The 20,886-nt window shown below is 69.6% G+C and carries 18 protein-coding genes and 4 pseudogenes; 7 read left to right on the top strand and 15 right to left on the bottom strand.

The window, feature by feature from the left end; all coding sequences use genetic code 11:
- Positions 1-11: 11 nt before the first annotated feature.
- The 7 genes and pseudogenes from IEZ15_RS37405 to IEZ15_RS37375 all read right to left on the bottom strand — a co-directional run bounded on the left by IEZ15_RS37405 (position 12) and on the right by IEZ15_RS37375 (position 6,956).
- The gene (locus IEZ15_RS37405) at positions 12-1,589 is read right to left on the bottom strand and encodes an alpha/beta fold hydrolase (RefSeq protein WP_189281400.1); all 1,578 of its coding nucleotides are present in this window, start codon (positions 1,587-1,589) and stop codon (positions 12-14) included.
- A 518-nt stretch (positions 1,590-2,107) separates the two neighbouring features.
- Positions 2,108-2,809, bottom strand: a pseudogene (locus IEZ15_RS37400) (IS6 family transposase).
- A gap of 22 nt (positions 2,810-2,831) precedes the next feature.
- Positions 2,832-3,131: a hypothetical protein gene (locus tag IEZ15_RS37395; RefSeq protein ID WP_189281375.1), complete on the bottom strand. Its 300-nt coding sequence runs from the start codon at positions 3,129-3,131 to the stop codon at positions 2,832-2,834.
- The gene (locus IEZ15_RS37390) at positions 3,128-4,450 is read right to left on the bottom strand and encodes a radical SAM protein (RefSeq protein ID WP_189281373.1); all 1,323 of its coding nucleotides are present in this window, start codon (positions 4,448-4,450) and stop codon (positions 3,128-3,130) included. Before IEZ15_RS37390 ends, IEZ15_RS37395 begins: the two co-directional genes overlap by 4 nt.
- Before the next feature lie 100 nt (positions 4,451-4,550).
- Entirely contained in the window at positions 4,551-5,027 is a 477-nt protein-coding gene (locus tag IEZ15_RS37385) for a hypothetical protein (protein ID WP_189281371.1), read from the bottom strand.
- 232 nt (positions 5,028-5,259) lie between these two features.
- Positions 5,260-5,418: a GNAT family N-acetyltransferase gene (locus tag IEZ15_RS46560; RefSeq protein WP_373302707.1), complete on the bottom strand. Its 159-nt coding sequence runs from the start codon at positions 5,416-5,418 to the stop codon at positions 5,260-5,262.
- Positions 5,419-5,984: 566 nt separating this feature from the next.
- On the bottom strand, positions 5,985-6,956 hold the full coding sequence (locus IEZ15_RS37375; RefSeq protein ID WP_189281368.1) for a GlxA family transcriptional regulator: 972 nt from the start codon (positions 6,954-6,956) through the stop codon (positions 5,985-5,987).
- Between the two features lie 146 nt (positions 6,957-7,102).
- On the opposite strand from IEZ15_RS37375, the gene IEZ15_RS37370 reads away from it, so the two are divergent.
- The gene (locus IEZ15_RS37370) at positions 7,103-7,822 is read left to right on the top strand and encodes a DJ-1/PfpI family protein (protein ID WP_189281366.1); all 720 of its coding nucleotides are present in this window, start codon (positions 7,103-7,105) and stop codon (positions 7,820-7,822) included.
- A gap of 210 nt (positions 7,823-8,032) precedes the next feature.
- Here the strand turns inward: IEZ15_RS37370 and add are convergent, their stop codons facing one another.
- The 3 genes from add to IEZ15_RS37355 are packed head-to-tail and all read right to left on the bottom strand — an operon-like array spanning position 8,033 to position 10,691.
- Entirely contained in the window at positions 8,033-9,007 is a 975-nt protein-coding gene (gene add / locus IEZ15_RS37365; protein WP_114242994.1) for an adenosine deaminase, read from the bottom strand.
- Positions 9,008-9,021: 14 nt separating this feature from the next.
- Complete coding sequence (locus IEZ15_RS37360) at positions 9,022-9,999, bottom strand: nucleoside hydrolase (protein WP_189281364.1); 978 nt, start codon at positions 9,997-9,999, stop codon at positions 9,022-9,024.
- Between the two features lie 44 nt (positions 10,000-10,043).
- The gene (locus tag IEZ15_RS37355) at positions 10,044-10,691 is read right to left on the bottom strand and encodes a PfkB family carbohydrate kinase (protein WP_189281362.1); all 648 of its coding nucleotides are present in this window, start codon (positions 10,689-10,691) and stop codon (positions 10,044-10,046) included.
- 88 nt (positions 10,692-10,779) lie between these two features.
- Here IEZ15_RS37355 and IEZ15_RS37350 point away from each other — a divergent pair, with 88 nt between their 5' ends.
- Together IEZ15_RS37350 and IEZ15_RS37345 are read left to right on the top strand one after the other, a co-directional pair.
- Positions 10,780-12,141 carry an ArgE/DapE family deacylase gene (locus IEZ15_RS37350; protein WP_189281359.1) on the top strand — a complete coding sequence of 454 codons (1,362 nt, stop codon included), beginning with the start codon at positions 10,780-10,782 and terminating at the stop codon, positions 12,139-12,141.
- On the top strand, positions 12,138-13,277 hold the full coding sequence (locus tag IEZ15_RS37345; RefSeq protein ID WP_189281357.1) for a nitrilase-related carbon-nitrogen hydrolase: 1,140 nt from the start codon (positions 12,138-12,140) through the stop codon (positions 13,275-13,277). The genes IEZ15_RS37350 and IEZ15_RS37345 overlap by 4 nt, the downstream gene beginning before the upstream one ends.
- 1,116 nt (positions 13,278-14,393) lie before the next feature.
- Here the strand turns inward: IEZ15_RS37345 and IEZ15_RS37335 are convergent.
- On the bottom strand, positions 14,394-14,639 hold the full coding sequence (locus IEZ15_RS37335; protein ID WP_189281355.1) for a helicase associated domain-containing protein: 246 nt from the start codon (positions 14,637-14,639) through the stop codon (positions 14,394-14,396).
- 346 nt (positions 14,640-14,985) lie between these two features.
- Here IEZ15_RS37335 and IEZ15_RS47725 point away from each other — a divergent pair.
- Positions 14,986-15,544: pseudogene (locus tag IEZ15_RS47725) on the top strand (transposase); the annotation flags it as partial.
- Here IEZ15_RS47725 and IEZ15_RS37325 read toward each other — a convergent pair.
- A complete protein-coding gene (locus IEZ15_RS37325) occupies positions 15,536-16,192 on the bottom strand; it encodes a TetR/AcrR family transcriptional regulator (RefSeq protein WP_189281353.1) in 657 nt (218 codons plus the stop codon). The pseudogene IEZ15_RS47725 and the gene IEZ15_RS37325 sit on opposite strands and share 9 nt — an antisense overlap.
- Positions 16,193-16,264: 72 nt before the next feature.
- Between IEZ15_RS37325 and IEZ15_RS37320 the strand changes: the two genes are divergently transcribed.
- Positions 16,265-17,743, top strand: a complete 1,479-nt coding sequence (locus IEZ15_RS37320) for an MFS transporter (RefSeq protein WP_189281351.1) — start codon at positions 16,265-16,267, stop codon at positions 17,741-17,743.
- 111 nt (positions 17,744-17,854) lie between these two features.
- The gene (locus IEZ15_RS37315; RefSeq protein WP_189281349.1) at positions 17,855-18,439 is read left to right on the top strand and encodes a hypothetical protein; all 585 of its coding nucleotides are present in this window, start codon (positions 17,855-17,857) and stop codon (positions 18,437-18,439) included.
- A 399-nt stretch (positions 18,440-18,838) separates the two neighbouring features.
- On the opposite strand, the pseudogene IEZ15_RS37310 reads toward IEZ15_RS37315, so the two are convergent.
- Positions 18,839-19,198, bottom strand: a pseudogene (locus tag IEZ15_RS37310) (transposase); the annotation flags it as partial.
- A 617-nt stretch (positions 19,199-19,815) separates the two neighbouring features.
- Here IEZ15_RS37310 and IEZ15_RS37305 point away from each other — a divergent pair.
- A complete protein-coding gene (locus IEZ15_RS37305) occupies positions 19,816-20,055 on the top strand; it encodes a hypothetical protein (protein ID WP_189281347.1) in 240 nt (79 codons plus the stop codon).
- Positions 20,056-20,140: 85 nt separating this feature from the next.
- On the opposite strand, the gene IEZ15_RS37300 is transcribed toward IEZ15_RS37305, so the two are convergent.
- Together IEZ15_RS37300 and IEZ15_RS47385 are read right to left on the bottom strand one after the other, a co-directional pair.
- Positions 20,141-20,674 carry a GNAT family N-acetyltransferase gene (locus IEZ15_RS37300; protein ID WP_189281345.1) on the bottom strand — a complete coding sequence of 178 codons (534 nt, stop codon included), beginning with the start codon at positions 20,672-20,674 and terminating at the stop codon, positions 20,141-20,143.
- Between the two features lie 51 nt (positions 20,675-20,725).
- A pseudogene (locus IEZ15_RS47385) lies at positions 20,726-20,886 on the bottom strand (DDE-type integrase/transposase/recombinase); the annotation flags it as partial.

The raw sequence follows: 20,886 nt of genomic DNA, 5'->3' as shown, positions 1-20,886 counted from the left end.
CGGCTGCCGGGCTACTTGGCGCAGGTGCGGTCGCGGGCGGGCAGGCGGCCGGTGGCGAGGTAGAAGTTGACGGTGGAGTCGATGCAGGCGTTGCCGTAGACGCCGTAATTGACGTGCTGGTTGGCGCCGGCGAGGGTGAGGAGGCGGGAGCTGGGCAGACGGTTGTGCAGGGCGACGCTGTTGGTGTAAGGGACGCGAGGGTCACCGGTGGAGGCGACGATCAGGGCCCGGGTGTCGTGGCGGACCCGGACGGGTGCCTCGCGTGGGCGGTCCCAGAAGGCGCACGGGGTGATGCTCTCGGTCAGCGGGGCGAACAACGGGTGGGCGGCGCGGCCCCGTTCGATGTCGCGCCAGTACGTCTCGGGGTCGCGCGGGGCGGGGGCGTCGCCGCACAGGATCGCGGTCTGGGCGCTGGCGACGGAGGAACCGGCGGGGGTGAACACGCTGCGCAGCAGGTCGGCGAAGGCGGGCCGCAGGGTGGTGGGGCGGCCTTCGGCGGCCCTGGCGAGCAGGGACATGTGCTCGGCCAGGGAGGCACGCGCCGGGTCGGTGTCGTTGGCGAGTTCGGTGAAGAGCAGGGCGGGGACCTGGCTGCCGTCGAGGCGGAAGACGTCGGGGGCGGTGCCGACGGTGAGCGGTTCGCGGGCGGAGGTGGCGATCACGTCGTCGAGGGTGGCGCGTACCTGTTCGCGGGTGCGGCCGAGGCCGTAGGTGCCGTGGCGCGTCGCCGTCCAGTTGGCCCAGTCGTCGTACGCCTTCTCGTTCTCGGCGTCGGCTCCCTTCAGGAGGCGGGGGTTGTAGCGGTCGGGGTCCAGGGCGCTGTCGAGGACCACCCGGTCGTGGCGGGTGGGGAACATCTGGGTGTAGGCCGTGCCCAGGTACGTGCCGTAGGAGAAGCCCAGGTAGGAGATCTTCCGCTCGCCGAGGACGCTGCGGATGACGTCGATGTCGCGGGCGGTGTTGCGGGTCGTGACGTGCGGCAGGAGCGGGCCGTTGGTGGCCCGGCACTGCTCCGCGACGCTTCTGGCGCGGGCCGTCTGGCGGTCGAAGCCGGCCCGGTCGGGGCCTGCCGAGAGCAGGCCGGGGCCGGAGGGCAGGCCGCAGTCCAGGGGGGTGCTGCGGCCGGTGAAGCGCGGGTCCATGCCGATCAGGTCGTAGCGGGCACCGGTCTCCTTCATCATGGGGCGCACGGCGAGCCCCGTGCCGAGGCCCGGGCCGCCCGGACCTCCGGGGTTGATCAGGAGGGAGCCGATCCGGTGACGGGTGTCGGTGGCCTTCAGGCGGGAAATGGCGACGGTGATGGTCCGGCCGCGGGGCTTGCCGTAGTCGAGCGGCACGGTCACGTCCGCGCAGCGTGCGCCCGCGGTGTCGAGGGCACGGCCCGTCTCGTCGTCCGCACCCTGGGCGCAGCGGTGCCAGTGGGGGCGCTGCTGGTAATAGCGGCCGAGCCCCGCCGCGGGGGCCGCGTCGGCGGCCGCGGGCGTTGCGGCGGTGGCGGCGGGTGGGGTGGCCAGGCCGGTGGTGAGGCCGGCGGCGAGGACGAGTCCTACGGCCGAGGCGCGCCGTACGGCAGTGCCGGGGGTGATCATGGTGCTTCTCCTGACGGTGACGAACACGGTCGGTCCGGAGAGCGTCCGGGCCGGGCAGGTCGAGCCTTCCAGCGCGCTCCGCCCGCGCACATCGCCGTGAGGCATGAACTGGCGGTACGTCAGGTGCAGCAGGACGGGCCACCGACGTGCGCCCTGCGTACTACCTCCCCCGGACGCGACGGGGAGGCGGCGCCGGGACACGCCGGGAAGGAAGGCCACGGGCCGGTCGGTCCGCGGCCGGGGCGGGGCGGGGCGCGCATGGTGTGCGGCCGTCGGATTCGCGAGTTTCGGCCCGTCTCAGGAGCCCCCTGCTGCGTGAGTACGGGGCAGCGTCGCGAAGGCCCCGTCCCGTTGACCACTTCGACGAGAACCAGGCCCCGGTACTACCTGAAGGCCTGTCACTCTCCGAGTCCGAGCGACCAGAAATCCGGGGCTTGCGCCGGGCGTTGTCACGTTGTTGGGTGTGTGGGTGTCTGATGGTGCGTCGAGGTGTGGTGGGGCCGGGTGCCGGCCTGGGCTCAGGCCGCGGTAGGCCGGCCGGTGAGGCCGGTGATCTGCTCCCAGGTGGTGAAGCGGATGGTCATTTCGGCTCGGTGTTCGGATGCGGTCATCAGGTGGCGTCGGGGCCGGAAGTGGGGTGAGATGCCGCTGAACGCGGACAGGAACCGCTGGGCCCCGCCCACGCTGCGGAAGCCCTTCATGGCCCGTTCGCGTTGCCTCGTCGGCTGGTGACTGTTCTCGGCCCGGTTGTTCAATCCCTTGTGGGAGCGGTGCTCCACCGAGGGCATGACCTCGCGGTGGGCGGCGCCGTAGGAACGCAGCTTGTCGGTGACGACCACTCGCGGCACCTCGCCCGTCGTCGTCATCAGCCCGCGGAAGAAGCGCCTGGCCGCGGCCGCGTCCCGCCGGTTCTGCACCAGGCGTCCTGGTCGACCGCCCGCCACAGATACTTCTGCTCACCGTTGATCTTGATGAAGACCTCGTCCAGATGCCACTTGTCCCCCGGCCGTGGCTGTCGGCGGCGCAGCGCGTTGGCGTACGCCTGCCCGAACTTCAGACACCAGCGGCGCACGGTCTCGTGGGACACGATGACACCGCGTTCGAGCATCAGCTCCTCGACTTCACGGACTGAGCGGGAACCGGAAGTACAGCCACACACAGTGCGCGATGATCTCGACCGGGTACCGGTGCCCCCTGTACGACGGCGACACGCTCCCCACGGACGATCCCCCTCCACCATGATCAACCCGAGGATCCTCCCACGCCACCCGCCAACGTGACAGCGCAGTCTGGCGGGATGATGAGGGATGCCTCGGGTCCGGCGAAGCGGGCGGCGTCGGCGTCGGTCGCCGCTGTGCGAAGGGTGACGACGTTGCCTAGGTGTCGGGAGAGCCGCGCGGCCATGCGGTCTGCCTCGTCACGGGCCAGGTCCGTCGGCGACAGCGGTGCCCCGGTGTTCGTCGCCTGGTGGGCGGTCAGCGCGGTGACGATACGGCCCGAGGCGCCGGGGAACAGCGCCGGGATCGGTGTACGGAAGTTCACTTCTTCGCCTCCTGCGGTTGCGCGGGGAGGGTGTCCATGAAGGAGCTGACGGAGAAGACGGCGTTCCCGGGGCCGGCCGGGCCGTATCCGGGCGGCGAGCTCAGTCCGAACTCCTGCATCGGCGCCCGGTACGCCTCAAGGAGCCGGACGTGGTATTCCAGCGGTGCTCCGTGCGGGTTGGCCTTGCCCAGTGGGGTGGTGGGCTCCGGGCACCAGGTGGTGAAGCGCGGGGTGATGCCGTGCGACATGAAGAACCGCAGGTCCTCGACGGTGGAGTCGATGGCCTCGCCGACACCGGTGAAACCGAAGGGCTCGGCCATCTCGACCCCCGCGACGAAGTTCGGGATCACGTTGCGCGGCCCGAAGATATCGGCGGAGTCCAGGATGCGCCGGTGCCATTCGTCGCGTCCGACGTGCCGTTCCTTGCCGGGGCAGTACAGCTCGAACAGACGCCGGTCCCACACCTCGTAGTTGGGGTGGTAGATCCGTATCCCGTGGTGGTGGAAGCGCCGCACGTCGTCCTTGGGCAGGGCCTGGGCGACGACCTTGCCGATCCAGCGGCCGGGGAACCGCTCCTCGATCGCCTTGGCGTACTGCCCGTAGAAATCAGCTTCGTCCAGCCCCCCGACCCGTGAGGTGATCGCCCCGCCGGTCAGCGTGTAAGCGGTTGAAGTGCCGGCGACATCGTGCCGGTCGATGATCTCCAGCGCCTCCAATACCTCCTCGACGGGCTTGACACCGGTGTAGGGGCGGCCCGCGGCCTTGTGCTGGTGCCAGTTGTGGTTGATGTCGCAGTACTGGCACTCCTGCTTGGCGCCGAAGTACTGGCAGACGCGGAACACCGTCAAATAGATCAGATAGCCCCATTGGATGGTCGGGGCGACCTCCATCACCGATTTCCCGCTCGCCAGGGTGTGCCGGTAATAGTCCGGCATCGGCGGCAGACCGACATCGGCGATCCGCTCCCCGTCCAGATACAGACCCAGCCTCCCCTCGGCGCCGGGAGCCACCCGATAGGGCGAGGCAGGGTTCACCCGAACCGACACCACCGTGCGGCGCAGCCCATAGGGCCCGCCAGTCAGCACGATCTCCTCCGGGGGGCGGCGCAGCGCGGCCTGGCCCAGCTCGGGCAGGGTTCCATGGTCGAAGGAGAAGATGAAGTACGACTTTGGTTTGACGTCCCTGTCGTGGTTGTCACTCAGCGCGGCGGCATCGAAGGCGATGCCGCCGCGCAGCAGGTCCTCCTTGATCACCGCTTCCCGAGGCAGGTCCGGGAAGCGATCCATGAGACCTTCGACCAAGGCGGCGCGGCTGGGCATACGCGGAACTCTCCTTCACTACGTGGGGGTTCTCGCCGGCCTCGGTCAGGGATGGGGCATTGACGACGAAGCCGGCGAGAGTTCTTTGGGGGCGAGTCGGCTAGAAGTCGGGCTGATGTCCCGTCATGGGGTCCTGGGTGGTCTGCCCGTAATCGGTCAGAACGCCCAGGAAAGTGTCCTGGCCCCACAGCGCCAGTCCCAGCGCCGCGACGAAGACGGCCGACACATGCAGGGCACCCACCAGGTCCTTGCCGCACACCTGCCGAACCCCACCCGGGTCGTCGCGAGCCCAGGCACGTACGGCCTCGGTGACGGCGAACTCGTAGTGCGGCGGCGCGGCCGAAGCGACGGAGTCAGCCAGACGCACCAGACGGCAGACCTCGATGTCCCGGCCGACAACCTCGACGATGCTCAGAGTCGACTGGAGCTGCGCCCCGAGGATTGCGTACGCCCTCGCCTGACCGGACGTGTCCAGCGTGACGAGGGAACTCGCCACCGCGACGGCGTCCTGCTCTGCGTACCCGCGTACAAGGGCAACGGCGCAGTCCGAGGCGGCTATCTGCCCAGCTTCACTCATGACCGCCACGTTAAAGGTGGAGGTTCCTCTTCCGGATCGGTCCTCGGTCGCACCCGGCCTCGGAAGAAAGCACTAGGTGTTCTGTCCATGGAGGTTGGTAAATCTGCGCCGCTGAGGGGACTGCTCGCGAACTGTGCGGGCGCGCCGCTCGCGAGCAGTGTTGTGCCGGACGCTCTCATGCGGGGAAGTCGGGGGAGACGGCGCCCCGGGTGCCGAAGGCGGTCAGGCCGGCTTACGCGGCCGGCGCGACGGAAGCGTGGTTGTCGAGTTGACACCGGTACTGCGGTTCGTGGCCGCGGGAGAGCGCATGCCGGGCAAGGGCACGTACGACATGGCGACCGTGGCCGTTCCCACGGAACGCGGGCAGCGTCAGGACGCCGAAGTCGGCGATGGTTCGACCACGGGGCTGAGATTCCCCGTCGCGAGCGGGTCCTGGCGGCGAAGGCGCCGGCAGGGCTCAGGTGGCCCTCTCCAGGCGTCGCATCAGGGGAACGTGACGTAGCCCTTCCCGGTGGAGGGAAGGGCTACGTGAGCGAGCGCTGGGCAGGCCTTGCACCTGCATTTCCCCACGGGAAGTGGGGCGTCTTTCCTTGGACCACCAACGCATCGTCGGTCACCGCGAGTTTCGGTGAACCGGCAAGATCAACTGTAGCGCATGCGTGCGATCGGTCGGGCGCGGCCGAAGCGTGATGGTTTGCCAGGGTTTCGGCTCCGGTATCGCGCATCGCGGTGGAGCCGGGCGGTTCCGGTTGCGTGACGTTGCCGCATCGTGGGTCGAACAGCATTCGGGGGATGGCGAGGTGGCCGAGGCCGAGACCGCCGACGAGATCGTGAGTGAATCGGCTGCCTTCGTCAGAAGTGCCGACGGCCAGGGGCAAACGGCCAGGGGCCAGGCGTCCACTGCTGGTTCGCGTAGCGATCACGTTCGGGGCCGGCCGCTCGCGTTGCAGGTGCGGCTCACGCGAAGCTGTGGACCGCGCGGTGCTGGCTGGGTGTGGTCCCGTAGCGGTCCAGGAAGACCTGCCGCATCGTCTCGGCGGAGCTGAACCCGCAGCGCCTCGCGATCGATGCCAGCGGCAGCGCTGTGGAGACGAGGAGTTGTGAGGCCGACTCGGCTCGGGCGGTCCGTACGAACTGGGCCGGTGTCTGTCCGAGGTGGTCGAGGAACAGCCGGGCCAGATGACGCCCGCTGACTCCCGCGTACGAGGCGAGCGCGGTGGCGCTGAGGTCGCCGTCGAGGTGCCCGGTGATGTGCTCTACGGTCCGTCGCACGGTCCGGTGTTCCGGAGCCGGTGCGTCGACGAACATGCTGATCTGGGCCTGGTTGCCGGGCCGTTGGAGGTAGGTCACCATCATCCGGGCCAGCGTCCGGGCGAGGGCCGGGTTGTGGTCCTCCTCGACGAACGCGAGGGTGAGGTCGAGCGCCCCGGTGACCCCGGCCGATGTGCAGACGTGCTCGTCGCGGAGGTACAGCGGCGCGGGGTCGACTTGGACGGCCGGGTGACGCTGCGCGAGGTCGTGCGCGTACGCCCAGTGGGTCGTGGCGCGCCGGCCGTCGAGCAGCCCGGTCGCCGCCAAAACACTGGCGCCCGTGCACACCGATGCGACCCGACGGCCGATTCCGGCCAGGCGGCGCACGTGCTCGACCAGCCAGGTGTTCTGCGCCGCCGCGGCGTGGCCCGGCCCGCCGACGACCAGCAGCGTGTCGATCGGTCCGTGGGTACGCTCCAGCGCCGCCTGCGCGCCCAGGACCAGTCCTGAGGAGCAGCGCACCGGGCGGCCCTCCGGGGTGACCAGGCGGACATCGTAGGGCGGACTCGCACCGAGGCGGTTCGCCCCGTCGAAGGCACTGGTCACGCAGGCGACCTCAACGAGTTCCACGTCGTCGTAGGCCACGACCACCACGCGGTGGCGGACAGCTGTCGTCATGCCTACGACCCTACCGAATCCGTCTGCAGGACAGGTATCCCAGGATTCCGGACATAGAGTCCAGAGGCTCCTGTCTCTGGTTGCGGTGGTGGGTGAGGGTGGTCAGGCCGGCCACCGGCCACCCACCGACATTCAGGAGTCCTGTCATGACCGAAACCTCGCCCGCGCCGTCGGCCCCGGTGAAAACCATTGTCTTCGTGCTGTACCCGGGCCTCACGCCGCTGGACATCGTCGGCCCGCTGCAGGTCTTCGCAGCGCTGGCTGATCTGGTTCCCGGCTACCGCACCGTCGTGATCGGCGAGCGGATCGATCCGATAGGAAGCGATACCCCGCTGTCCCTGGTACCCAGTCACACCTTCGAGGAAATAGCGGATCCGCACACAATGATCGTGCCCGGCGGCCTCGTCCCCACCCTTGCCGCGATGGCCGACGAGAATCTGCTGGGGAACCTACGCGAGACCGCGGCGCGGTCACAGATCGTCGGCTCGGTGTGCACCGGCTCGCTACTGCTCGCGGCGGCAGGGCTCCTGGAGGGCCGCCAGGCCACCACGCACTGGATGTACCGCGACTTGCTCGCCCGCTTCGGGGCAACGCCGGTCACCCGGCGCTGGGTCGAGGACGGGCACTTCATCACCGCCGCCGGCGTCTCGGCCGGCATCGACATGGCACTGCACCTTGTCGGCCGCCTCGCCGGCAACGAGGTCGCGCGCATGGTCCAGCTGTTCATCGAGTACGACCCCGAGCCGCCCTTCGGCCCGATCGACTGGACAGCTGCCGACAGCGGCCAGTACGCGCCCTTCGCCCGACAGCTGCTCCAGAACGCTCTCGCCGACCACCCTGCCCTGCTGGCGCACCTGAGTAACTGAGCGCCGTGGGCTGCTGGGCGGGAGGGGGAAGGCATACGGCGCAGTGGTCATGAGAGGCCCGATGGCCAGGTCGGAGCCCAGACCCGGCCGGGCCGGAGGAGGCGGACACGGCACCCGGAATTGTGTCGCGGCCCGGCGACCGGGCCTGCGGGGCCCGTGCCGCCGGGATGCCCCGGCGGCACGGGCGTCTTCGCGTGTCCCGAGGTGTTGTTACGCCGTGCTGGGTTCGGAAGGCGCGGCGAAGACAGCACGGGCTGCGTTTTTCTGTGCCAGTGCCTCTTGGTCCGCGTGCCAGCCAGCGCTGTGCCGCAGTGCGTCGAACTCGCGGTTCAGGTTGGTGGCGGAGGTGGTGCGGGTGTCGGTGCTGATGGTGACCGGGAGGCCGTCGGCCAGCAGGCGGGCGGCCGGGTGTTCGGCGAGGGTGGGTACGGCGCCTGTCTGCACGTTGCTGGTGGGGCACATCTCCAGGGCGATGCGGTCGGCCCGCAGCCGGTCGAGGAGCGCGGGGTCGGTGGTGCAGCGGACGCCGTGACCGATGCGTCGGACGCCGAGGATGTCGATCGCCTCCCACATGCTCTCGGGCCCGGCGGCCTCCCCCGCATGCGCGGTGCAGGGGAGGCCGCCTGCGTGGGCGAGGTCGAAGGCGGCGCGGTGGGAGCGGGCGGTGAAACGTTTCTCGTCGCCGGCTAGGTCGAGCCCGGCGACATGCTCGCGTTGACGCAGCGCGGTCTCGGCGACGGCGAGGCTCTCGTCGGGGTTCTGGTGGCGCAGGCAGCACAGCAGCAGCCCTGTACGCACACTTGTCGTCTCACGTCCTGCGGCCAGGCCCTCGGCCACTGCCTGCACGGCCTCGTCGAGGGTCATCCCCTCGCGGCCGTGCAACTGGGGTGCGAAGCGGACTTCGCCGTGGACCACGCCGTCGGCGTCCCAGTCCTCGACGAGTTCGCGTGCGGCTCGGGTGAGCGCGTCGGGGGTCTGCAGCACCTGCAGAGGGGTGTCGATGTAGGTGAGGAAAGTGGTGAGGCTGTCGCAGTTGGCCGGGGCGACGACCAGTTCCTCGACGGGTCTATTCAGCACGATGCCCTGCTCGCGAGCCAGGTCTGCGACCGTGCCGGGACGCACGGATCCGTCCAGATGGCAGTGGAGTTCGTAGCGCGGTGTGGGTGTGCTTGAGAGGATGTTCATCGTTTGCTTCCAGCTCACGGGGTCGCGGGGATGGTGGGCGCGGACGCCGGGACCGGTGCTGCGACGGTGTCGAAGAGGAGCTTCTTGAAGCCGGCCTCGTCGACACGGCGTACCAGGGTCATGTTGGGAGCGGGTGCGGCCACACGTCGGTCGATGAGCATCTGGCCGCGTGCTTCGTCGCCCACAGCGATGTCGACATGGGCTTCTTCCTGCTCCGTTATCAGTCCGGGGTTCAGGGCGACGGCCATGGCGATGGGGTCGGGCAGGTCGTAGCCGGCCAGGCCGGTGACGTCACGGACCCAGTCGGCGACGGTGCGGTTGATGCGGTGGGCGAAGCGGGCCATGGGGGTGCCGATCTGCTGCAGGCGCTGCTGGTCGGCGGGGGTCATGACGGCGTCCTTACGGGAGACGTCCCAGCCGATCCAGGTCACCTTGTCGGGAGTGGCGGCTTGGGCGACGATCCGGGCTGCCTCAGGGTCGGCCCAGACGTTGAACTCGGCCGTGGGCGAGATGTTGCCTCGGGTGTCGGCAGCTCCGGCCATGCAGTAGACGTGCCGGTAGCGGGTGAACAGCGCAGGGTCACGCAACAAGGCAGCGGCGATGTTGGTGAGGGGAGCGAGGGTGACCAGTGTCAGCTCACCAGGGTGGTCTCGGGGGTAGGAGAGCAGGGCATCAATCGCGTGGCCGGGTTCAGGGGCCTTGGCCGGGTCGGGCAGTCCGGTGTCCCCCATGCCGTCCTCACCGTGGACATGCTGTGCACTGGACAGCGTTCGGATCATCGGGCGTTCGCAGCCCGGGTGGACGGGGATGTCGGACCGGCCGGCGATCTCCAGGGAGATCAGCGCATTGCGGGTGCCGATGGCGACGGGCACGTTTCCGGCCACCGTTGTCACGGCGCGGATATCGCCCAGGCCACTGGCGGCTGCCAGCAGCAGCGCGACCGCGTCGTCGGATCCGGTGTCCGTGTCGATGATCAGGGGAAGAGCGGGCATCGCCTTGTTCCTTTCGCAAAAGCGCGGTCTGACCTGGAATAAAGTCAGCGGTTGAGCAGGCGGTCGAGGTCCCGCCGGCGGGGCAGGGCGCCGCGGGCGCCAAGCGCGGTCACCGCGAAGGCGCCCGCAGCCGTTGCCGTGGCCGCCGCAGCGGAAAGGGGAGTGCCATAGCTGAGTTCCGCGGCGAGAACACCGCAGAAAACATCGCCGGCGCCTGTGGTGTCCACGACGGTCACGGACGGGGCAGTCAGGTGCTCCACGCGGCCGTCCTCGGCTACAAGCGCGCCATCGCCTCCCAGGGTGACCACTGCTCCCCGCCCCTGGGCAGCCAGTGACCGGGCAGCCCAGGTGACCTCGTCGGCCCCGGTGAGCCGCTGAGCCTCGATGGCGTTGACCACGAGCAGCGGCCCCAAGCCTCGCGGCCGGGCGGGAAGTGCTGTGGTGGGAGCGGCGTCGTGTATCCACCAGACCTCCGCAGGCAGGACCTCGGCGGCGGCGAGCAGACATGGCTGAGGTACTTCGCCGCTGGTGAGCACCACGTCCCCGGCTTGGGGCCGCAGTACGGTCATGGCATCGGCGACGTCCTGCGCCGACAGCAGGGCATTGGCTCCGCCGACAACGACAATGCTCTTCTCACCATCGGAGTCGACCACCACGATGGCCTCTCCGGTCTGGCGGTCGGCGAGCCGCACTACGCACGCTGCTCGGTGGGCGAACCGTGCACGACACCGGTGACCTGCGGACCGTCGGCGACGAGCCGGCATCGACGGGAGCGTGACCATGGACGAGAGCCTGAACCACGACAGGGGCGTGCCCGGGGCCTCGCCGACGAGCACGCGCCAACGGGTGCTCACCCGGCTCGACCTGCTGCGCGGCGAGATGCTGGACACTCTCACCGCCGCGGTCCGGATCCCCAGCATCACCCCGACCTACCCCGGTGAGGTCTACGCCGACCTGGTCGGCGCCGAGGGGGAGGTCTCGCGCCTGCTGGCCGGGGTCTACGCCGAAGCAGGCGCCGAGACCGACGTCTTCGCCGTTGAACCCGGCCGCGACAACGCGGTGGGGGTGATCCACGGCACCGGGGGCGGGCGTTCGCTGATCTTCAACGGACACGTCGATGTGGTCCCGCCCGGAGACGCGTCCGGCTGGCGCTCGGGCGACCCGTTCGACGGCGTCGTCGAGGACGGCTGGATCCGCGGTCGCGGCACCGTCGACATGAAGAGCGGCCTGGTCGCGCAGGCGTTCGCGGCCCGCGCACTGCATGAGGCCGGGGTGCGCCTGCGCGGTGACCTGATCCTCCAGGCGGTCGTCGGCGAGGAGAACCTGGAGAACCACCTCGGCACTTCCGCGGTGCTCGACCGCGGCTACACCGCAGACGGGGCCATCGTCTCCGAACCGACCGGCGGAGCCTCGCCTCTGTCCGTCATGGCCGCGACCCCCGGCGTGCTCGTGATGCGAATCGAGGTGACCGGCAAGAGCTCCCACTCATCGATGCGCGGGCGGATGTTGTACGGACCCGGCACGACCGGGGCGGTCGCGGCCAGCGCGATCGACCGCGGCTTCGTGATCTACCAGGCGCTGCGCCGGCTGGAGAGCGACTGGGCGGTGACCAAGTTCGATCCGCTCTTCGAACCGGGACAATTCACCCTCGCGCCCGGCGTCGTGGACGGCGGTGCGCGCCACTCGCGCAGTGGGGCGTTCATCCCCGACTCGATGAGCATGGTGTACGCGGTGTTCCACCCGCCGGGGGAGGAGCAGACAGTCGTGCGCAAGGAGATTGAGGGCCACATCGCGCACGTCGCCGCCACCGACCCCTGGCTGCGCGCGCATCCGCCGGTGGTGGAATGGTCGTTGCGATATCCGGGTTCGCGGGTCGACGCGACCCATCCGCTCTGTGCCGCGGTCGCCGACGCCCGTGAACTCGCCACCGTCGACACGCCCTTGGCGGGCCGCCCGCCGGTGGCGGCGTTTCCCTCCGCAGCCGACTCCACGTGGCTGTGCGCCGCCGGGGTCCCCGCGGTCGGCCTCGGGCCGGGCGAACTCGCGATGGCGCACGCGTACGACGAGCGCTGCGCGGTGGACGAGATCGTCTGCGCCGCGCGCGCGTACGCGCTGGCCGCGATGGACTGGTGCGGATCATGAGCAAGCCGATCGCACCGTACCTGACCGTCGGCCTGTCGACGGTGGTCCGCAGCATCACCTCGCGCGCCCAGATCGCGCACAACCTCGACATCGTCGAGGAGGCCGTGCACGCCGCGGTGTCCGTCGTCGGCATCAACATGCCGGTCAAGTTGATCGCACTGGCCGAGGGCGCGTTGACCGGATTCGCGGACGAGATCCTCGACATCCCGCACGTCACCGCGGCCCGCGACCTGTTCATCGACATCCCCGGTCCGGAGACCGAGCGACTGGCCGCGCTGGCCCGGCACTACGACACCTACATCGTCGCGCAGTGCAAGGCGCGCTGGCCGGAGATCCTGCCCGACCGGTTCTTCAACACGCTGTTCGTCATCTCCCCGGCGGGCGAGATCGTGCACCGCGCGGCGAAGAACCACGTATGGTGCCGCGAACGCTCCTGCACGCCGCACGACGTGTACGACCGGTGGGTGGAACTCTTCGGCGACGGCATCGACGCGTTCTACCCGGTGCTGCGCACTGACGACATCGGCAACCTCGGCACGATCTGCTGCAGTGACGGCGAATACCCGGAGGCGGTGCGGGCGCTGGCCCTCCAGGGCGCCGAGGTGGTGTACCGCCCCAGCGAGGCGGTGCCGATGACCCAGGCCGGTCCCGACCCCGGAGGCACCTGGCTAATGCAAAACCGGGCGCACGCCCACTTCAACAGTCTGTACATAGTCTGTCCGAACGCCGGACCGGTCTATCCGACGCCCGACTCCCACCACCCGTACGACATCGCGGGCGGCAACGCGCACGTCGTCGACTTCCACGGGGCGGTGCTCGGGCACACCGTCTCCGGGTACAACTCCTTCGTGTCCGGGATCGTCGACATCGAGGCGCTGCGGCAGTTCCGGACGATGAATCTCAACAGCAACTGGCTCAAGGACCTGCGCACCGAGGTCTTCCGGCGGATGTACGACGAACCGATTCATCCGGCCAACCTGTGGCTGACGGACGAACCGGTCCGGCACGCCGAGGCGGACGAGATCTACCGCGCAAACATCCGGCGGCTGGTGGAGCGGGGCGCGTACACGCCACCGGCGCACGCGTTTCCCGGCGCCCGCTACATCGCGCCGCCGGATCCCGGTCCGACCAGGTAGCGCTCGATCGCCGGGCACAGCCGGGTGCGCTCGAAGTCGGGTTCGGGAGCGTCCAGTTGCTCCAGGATGAGCCCGTTGAGCAGGGTCAGCAGGTGCGCTGCGCGGCGTTGCCTTCGGGGTCGTCGGCCCCCGCGACGGCCGGCTCGACCGCGAACGTCCGGCGCTGCGCGTCGCCCCACGCGCCCCGGTCGTCGTCGACGGCGTCGGCCAGGTAGTGCGCCAGGCGGGCGTCGTGGGCCTGCGGTGTGGCGTCGGGCGTGGGGGACAGGCGGTTCTGTACCTCGTCGATCTGATGCGCGGTCAGCCGGCGCAGGGCCTCGTCGAGGAGCCGGTCGCGGGGTGCCGAAGTAGTACCGGGCCGACCCGTGGGTGGTGCCCGCCTCCTTGGCGACTGCCCGGTGAGTCACGGCGCGGGCGCCCTCGCGGGCGAGCAGGCGCTACCGGTACTCCACCAACCACCAGGTCGTCATCGACGCCGACAGTCGCCTGGTCGTCGTGGTCGGCTGTCGCCGGTCGGTGGGTTTGCGTAGGGCACACACCCGCCCCCACCGCGGCGAGTAACGCACCACCTGCACCGCCGCCCCCGTACGGCGGGCCGCACACAGACGGCACCCGAACGCGACCGGCCCCACACCGCACCCCCGCACGCCACGCCGCCAACGGCTCCCCGTCTTCCCCGGCAGGGAACTTGGCATCCTTCCGTCCCCAGGACGGCAACGCTCGCCCCAGGACCTTCTGCCCAACCCCGCACAACCGGGCCAGAACCTCCCGCCCCGCCGCGTTCAGCACAACCTCGCCATCCGCCCGCACACCCCCGCCCTCATGCCGGGGCCGCGAACCACGCCGCCGCCAGCACGACCACAGGGCCTTCGCCTCCATCCCGTAGGAGGCCGCGACACGGCCGATCAGCGACGACGTCGTCTCCCCGGCAAGAGGAGCGACGCGAAAGACCCCAAGCACCACACCGCCGACACGGACAACCCCGCCACCAACAGACACCCGCACCCCTCCAGCTGCTACCCGGACACCCAAACTGGCCCGAGCAGCATCAGGACGTCCGGCAAAACAGCGAAGAACAGCCCGTCCGGTCAAAGGACGGTTCCTGCACGCCCACCCCTACCAGCGCATGCCGAGGTGGTCGAGGTCTGCGCGGCGTTGTTCGGTGAGCCTGTTGGCGCGTTTGCGTACGTTGTCGAGCCAGGTGCCCAGCCGTACGGTCACAGGCTCCTCAGCGCCGTTCTGGCGGCCAACTGCGGCACCTCCTTCCAGGTGCTCGACGTGCTTCCGAGGCACCCTCAGATGCCCCTCACGGGCATGGAACTGCGCCGCCGGGTCTGTCAATCGAACGGTTCTGTCGCACATTCGGTGGTGCCTGAATGTCAATGTCGAAGTGCCTGGTCCGGCGTCCAAGCGCAGCAGACGCAGACACGTCTTCAAGCCGGACGGGCGCTGCCTCACTGGTGGCGTTACCTGCGCTGACCTGGGAACAGCACTGTCAGCGACGGCAACGACACCACCGAATGTGCGACCCCGTCCGACGAGCAAAGTGAGCCTCCGCCCTCGGCGGGGCTGCCGACGACGGCACGGAAGCGGCAGTTCGCTGAGGCGTGCTGAGATGCGGCATGTCACCCGTATCGCACGGCAACCCCCCACCGAACCTCCGTGGGGTAGGCCGTCGGCCGCGGCTTGAAGCAGTGGCGGACGTTCTTTCAGGTGCGAGGCAGGCTTTACCCGCCGTCCGCCCCAAGGACGCACCTGGGGCCGACGGGGCCGCACCCCGGTCGTGACGGCCAACGGGCGGAATTCTGTACGCCTGTCGGTGGCCGGGCTGATCGCCACGCGGCCCGGCTCCCGCACCCGGCTGTGCCACCGCCTGCGCTCCCACCCTGCGGGCAGAGGCAAACGCCGCAGCATGGGTGAGCGCGAATTCATCACCCTGATCGGGGGCCCGCCAGCTGGTCAAGGCGCCGATCGTGCTGGTGCCAGAAGGGCTGAACACCCACGTCTCCCACACCGTGCGTGAGCTGATCAACCAGCGTGAGCAGCTGACGGTGTTCCTGCTGCCCGCCTACTCGCCCGACCTCAACGCCGTGGAATGGGTCTGGGCGCACGTCGAGCTCAGCCTGGCCAACCTCGCCATGGTCGCCCTCGACGGACCCGAAGCTCTCGTACGCAACCGACTCAAACGCCTCCAGTACCGGCCCGAGACCCTCGACGGCTTCATAGTCGACACCGGCCTGACCCTCGACACCCCAACGTCACCCTGACACGCCGCGTGAGGGACAGTGCTCGTCACGCCACCGCTTGGTGGCGCTGCCCGCCATGACCACCGATACGACGTCTTCGGCAAGTTCTGGCGTGATGGGCAGGTGCCCGAAGAGCACACGGTAATACGTGGTCGACGCCAGCATGTCCAGCAGAAGATCGATGTCCGCATCGGGCCGGATGTCACCCCGGTCGATGCCGCGACGCAGCGCTTCGGCAGTGGTGGCGCGGCGCGGATGGAAGAAGGTGTCCTTGAACTCCTTTTCCAGTTGGGGGTCGTCGGCGAGGTCCGCAACGAGCCCCGGCAGCGCTCTTCGGCCCACGGTGCTGGTGAACGCCTCGCTGAGGGTGCCGATACCGGCAATGAGGTCGCAGTGCGTGCAGCCGGTGTCGGGGGTCGGCGTAGTGCCGATGGTCCGGGCCAGAGCCGACACGACCAGGTGCTGGCGGGAGCGCCAGCGGCGACGCAGCGCGGGTTTGCTCGTACCGGCGCGGGCGGCCACCGCCTCCAGCGTGAGGCTGCCGTAACCGACCTCGTTGAGGATCTCCATCACCGCTTCGGGCACGGCCTCGTCGATTCGGGTATCCCGCGGCCTGCCGGAGGCTTTGTGGGCCCCGGCTCTTCCTCCGTCGCTCCTGGTGTTGACCATGCGGCAAGTATAGGTAGCATTCAATTACGTTCCGATGCGAAACGGAATGAAATCTTTCGAGGAGTCCACTCCATGTCCCACACCTCCGCCGACGCGAAGGACAGCGACCCCGCGCACGCCCCTGAAGAAGCCCCACCCTCTCCCCCCGCAGAGAACGGAGCCGGTAAGGAGGGCGTCTTCTCGGGCACGTACCGCGCGCTCACCCTCGGCGTCCTGCTGTCGGTCGGCATGGTCGCGTTCGAGTCCCTCGGGGTGGCCACCGTGCTGCCCGGCATCGCGGAGGACCTCGACGGCCTGGGCGCTTATGGGTGGGGCCTGTCGGCACTGATGCTCGCCAACATCATCGGCACCGTGCTCGCCGGTCGCGCCGCCGACCGCCGGGGCCCCTGGCGCCCGATGGCCCTGGGCATGCTCGTTTTCGCGGCGGGCTGCACGGTGGCCGGGGCCGCACCCTCCTGGCCACTGTTCCTGGTCGGCCGCTTCGGACAGGGTCTGGGCGTAGGTGCCGTCATGTCCATGGCCTACACCATGATCGGACTTGCCTACCCCGAGCGCCTGCGGGCCCGGATGTACGCCCTGGTGTCCTCGGCCTGGACGCTACCTTCCCTCGTCGGCCCCGCTGTCACAGGCATCCTCGCCGACCTCATCACGTGGCGCTCGGTCTTCCTGCTCATGCTGCCGATTGCCGCCGTGGCCGCGCTGCTCACCCTGCCCGGCCTGCGCCGCCTGCACCGCGCAGAAGCAGCCGCCACCGCCCCGGCCCCGGCCGCTCCGTGGTGGAAGCGTCCGCTGCCCAGCGCGATCCTGCTCACCGTGGGCACCGGCGTACTGCTCCAGGCGCTGCTGCTGAAGAACCTCGTCCTGCTGATCGTGCTGGCCGTGGCCGGTGTCGCCATTGCTGTGCCCGCGCTGCGCTGGGTGACCCCGGAAGGCACCCTCAGCGCCCGGGCCGGCCTTGGTGCGGGTGTCGTCGTCCGTGGCCTGCTGTGCGGTGTCTATTTCGGCAGCGAAGCCTTCCTGCCCCTCGGGCTGCAGCAACTGCGGGGCATGGGCACCACACTGGCCGGTCTGGGCCTGTCTGCCGGAGCCCTCACCTGGGTTGTCGGCTCAGGTCTGCAGGCCAAGCGGGACAACGGGAATCACGGCACGCGCACGGCTTCCACCGTGCTGGGCTTCGCCATCCTGCTGGCGGGCGTCGCGCTGATCGCGCTGACGATCCTGACCAGCGCAGTCCCCTCCTGGACCGCCCTGGTCGGATGGGCCATCGGAGGCCTCGGCATGGGTATCGGCTTCAACGCCTCCACCACCGACACCCTGGAGCAGGCCCCGCCGGAGCAGCAGGGTGAAGCCAGCGGCGCGCTGCAGCTCGCCCAGACCCTGGCGACCGGCGTGATCGCCGGGCTCGGCGGCGCGGCCATCGCATTCGCCCAGAACCACGGCGGCTCCACCCGCACCGCACTGCTGGGCGTCTTCGTCCTCACCGGCCTGCTCTCCATCGCGGGCATGCTGATCGCCCGCCGGCTGCGCCCCAAGGCAGCACGGCAGGGCTGACCCCCGTAGCGCCGCGTCGGACCGCGTCACCACGCGCCTGACGGGGCGCTGCCGTACATGCGCCAGAGCCCTGGGCCCTGTCGTCGAACTCCCGCTGAAAAAGAGACGACCGTGGACGAAGTGCGTATGCTCGGCCTGTTCGCCGGCGCAACCACCGACCCCTTCGGGGAGCTTCTGCTGCGCGCACTTGCCGGGCCAGGGCCCAGCGGTGTACGTATTGACCTGTGCCAGGTGCCCGAGGATCTGCCCGCGCACGCCGACCTCGGCACCTCTTCCCTCCCGCCGCAGGTGCAGAAGCTGCGGGCGCTGGTGACGGACACGCACGCGCTGCTGATCGTTCTGCCCGAAGCTGACGGGCCACTGCCATGGCCTTGGTCCACAGCCCTGAATTGGCTCGGCTGGCCGTCCACGGGCTCTCCGCTGCCGGCCCTGCCGACCGCCGTACTGACCACGGAGTCCGCCGTCACGCCCCTGCCTTCTTCGTTCACCTCCGCCGAGGAACTGCTCACCAGCGCGCGCTGCAACCTCGTCGGCCCGCGGACCGTCGTTCCCTGCGCAGCCAGGACACTGCGCCCGCAGCCCGACGGGCGCGTACTGGTCACCGACCCCGGAGTCATGCTGCGACTGCTGATGCACATCCACCGAACCGCAGCGGCAGCCCGCTCCGCCGCCAGGGACTCCGGGCCACAGCAGTGAACACAATGAACACAACTGTGTCCCGCAACTGCACCGCTCCGGTCTCCTTCACGTACCGGGCCGCGGTCTGGATACCGCGGCGCCAGAACGTGTTCTCCGGCTCGATGACCCGCAGCTTCACGAACTGCGCCAGCAGTGCCGGGTCCCTGGGCGTGCTGAACTTCAGCAGCTCCTGCGCAGGCGTGCTCGGTCCCCGCTCACCCTCCGAAACCTCCCGCTCAGCTACCGCCTCGCCTTCCTCGGCACCCTCCGGATGCCAACTCCCGCTCCGGACACGGGGATCAGCAAGGTGCTCGATCGTGTCGGTGTCGTGTGCCCGCAGCGCCCCGAGGACCTTCGCGAGGGTTCATGATCTTCTGGTCGCCTCGGGCATGGTGGGCCGCCGTGCGGCCCACCTGCCTATCCGGCGAGGGCGAGGTTGTGCATCCGGGCGATGCCGCGCATGGCGTGGTGGACGCCGTCGCCTTTGAGGCGGCAGTCGCGGAGGATCTTCCAGGTCTTCATGCGGGCGAAGACGTGCTCGACGCGGGCGCGGACCTGCTTGTGGGACTTGTTGTGTTCCTCTTTCCAGTCCGGCAGTTCGGTCTGGCCTCGCTGCCGGCGGTGCGGGATGACCAGTCCGGTGCCCGGGTATCCGCCGTCGGCAATCGTCAGGGTCTTACCGACGGCGTCCTTGGCGCCGGACTCCTCCCACGCCTTGCAGGCGTTGCGGTTCCCGGCAAGCGGCCGGCCGACCACGACAACCAGGCGGGTGTCGGCGTGGCGTTGTTGGGTGTGTGGGTGTCTGACTGTGCGTCGAGGTGTGGTGGGGCCGGGGATGTAGAGCACCTTCTGCCCGTGGTTGACCGGCAGGGCGATCAGCAAGGCGGCGCCTCCTGCATTCAGGTCATCGCCCAGGTCACGTCCTCGCTGATGTTCCAGGACATCCGCGATCAGTTCCAGCAGCTCAGGCTCGCTGTTGGGCATCCGGATCGACCACCCGTCGCCACCCGGCGGCATAGGTCGGGGCTGCCGGCCACCCACGGTGAGGGCCCCGCAGGAGCTGCGGGGCCCTCACCGTGGGTGGCGGAAGGATGGTCATGACCCTCTCGGGGGAGTGTCCCTTCAGTGCGCGACCCTGTCGCCGGTCGTCGCTGCGGTGGCATGGGTTCGGGGGAGGGACCTCTGGAGGAGGGCGCCGAGGCTCGAAAAGTCGTCCCCGCGGACGGACACCGGACCGGCGACATACCCCGGGAGAGCCAGCCCCGAAGAGCGGCAGACGGTTCACGAGTCACCGGGACCGGCGTCCTACGGCACGCTACGAGCGGCCAACCCGACCGCGTCCCGCTTTCCCCATATAAGTCGGCGGTTCAGTTTCCTCCAGCGGAGGACTGCAGGTGAAATCGGACACCGCGAAGCCGTGCGGGCCCATGCTCTGCCAGCAGGGCATTCCTGATCTCTTCAGGAGTCTCTCCGCCTGTGTCCTGCTCGCACCACCCGTTGGGGCAGGAAGTGCATGCACCTTCGGTGCCCCGCCACAACTGCCCGTGGTCGATGTACTGGCCAACGTCGCGTATCAGCACGCCACCGCAGTCGTCGCACTGCGCCGTGACCTATACGACGTGGTGCGCGATTGAGGTTGGCCAGTACTTTTAGCTCGGACGTCAGAGAGCGTGTACCCCGGCGGTAAGTTGGGAGGTTCACCGGCGGCGAGGGTCACACTCAGCGATGTGCTGGCGTCCGCGTCGACGCTGGGCCAGTGGCGGGCCAGGTGTATTCGAACTCGGGAAGCTCGAATCCCTGGTCGAAGCGGCAGATGCGGGACGCGCTACGTCGGCCTCCGTGGCGTTCGTAGAACGCGACCGCGCGGGTGTTGCCCTGCAGGACCTCCAGGTAGACGTCGTGGCCGGGGTGCGCGGTGGTGGACCAGGCCAGGGCATGCTCGAGAAGCCGACTGCCCAGCCCGCGCCCGGTGTCGCCAGGACGAGCATGCAGGTTGTCGAGCAGGATCCGGCCGTCCGGCTGCGGTTCCAAATAGACGAAGCCGAGCAGCACGCTGGTTTCTACGGCCAGGAACAGCGCCGCGCCCGGGACAGGATCGGCCAGCCGCGCCCGCCATACCTGTTGGCGATCGGCGAGCAGCGGGCCGTCCAGATACTGCGCAGGGAACAGGGTCGCGTAGGCCCCTCGCCAGCTGGCCGTGTGCAGCTCGGCGACGGCATCGGCATCGGCTGCTACGGCGCTTGTGATCTCCATGGCCGCATTCTCGCGGCCAACTCGGCTGACGTCTGTGAACTGAGGCACGCAGCGGTGGGCCGCGCCGTAGGAGCGGAGTGTCGGTGACGATCACCCGCGGCACCGAGCGGTATTCCTGAGCAGTTTGCGGAAGAAGCGCCGGGCTGAGGCCCTGTCCCTTCGGCCCTGGACCAGGATGTCGAGCACGTTGCCGTCGGCGTCGACGGCCCGCC

Source organism: Streptomyces atratus (assembly GCF_014648655.1).
Lineage (GTDB): Bacteria > Actinomycetota > Actinomycetes > Streptomycetales > Streptomycetaceae > Streptomyces > Streptomyces atratus.
The sequence above is the reverse complement of the archived record's forward strand: the minus strand, read 5'-3'. Positions and strand labels throughout refer to the sequence as shown.

Coding starts and splice junctions, on each gene's coding strand:
- IEZ15_RS37405 (WP_189281400.1), bottom strand. CDS start 1,589: ATGATCACCCCCGGCACTGCCGTACGGCGCGCCTCGGCCGTAGGACTC.
- IEZ15_RS37390 (WP_189281373.1), bottom strand. CDS start 4,450: ATGCCCAGCCGCGCCGCCTTGGTCGAAGGTCTCATGGATCGCTTCCCG.
- IEZ15_RS37385 (WP_189281371.1), bottom strand. CDS start 5,027: ATGAGTGAAGCTGGGCAGATAGCCGCCTCGGACTGCGCCGTTGCCCTT.
- IEZ15_RS37375 (WP_189281368.1), bottom strand. CDS start 6,956: ATGACGACAGCTGTCCGCCACCGCGTGGTGGTCGTGGCCTACGACGAC.
- IEZ15_RS37370 (WP_189281366.1), top strand. CDS start 7,103: ATGACCGAAACCTCGCCCGCGCCGTCGGCCCCGGTGAAAACCATTGTC.
- add (WP_114242994.1), bottom strand. CDS start 9,007: ATGAACATCCTCTCAAGCACACCCACACCGCGCTACGAACTCCACTGC.
- IEZ15_RS37360 (WP_189281364.1), bottom strand. CDS start 9,999: ATGCCCGCTCTTCCCCTGATCATCGACACGGACACCGGATCCGACGAC.
- IEZ15_RS37350 (WP_189281359.1), top strand. CDS start 10,780: ATGGACGAGAGCCTGAACCACGACAGGGGCGTGCCCGGGGCCTCGCCG.
- IEZ15_RS37345 (WP_189281357.1), top strand. CDS start 12,138: ATGAGCAAGCCGATCGCACCGTACCTGACCGTCGGCCTGTCGACGGTG.
- IEZ15_RS37335 (WP_189281355.1), bottom strand. CDS start 14,639: ATGTGCGACAGAACCGTTCGATTGACAGACCCGGCGGCGCAGTTCCAT.
- IEZ15_RS37325 (WP_189281353.1), bottom strand. CDS start 16,192: ATGGTCAACACCAGGAGCGACGGAGGAAGAGCCGGGGCCCACAAAGCC.
- IEZ15_RS37320 (WP_189281351.1), top strand. CDS start 16,265: ATGTCCCACACCTCCGCCGACGCGAAGGACAGCGACCCCGCGCACGCC.
- IEZ15_RS37300 (WP_189281345.1), bottom strand. CDS start 20,674: ATGGAGATCACAAGCGCCGTAGCAGCCGATGCCGATGCCGTCGCCGAG.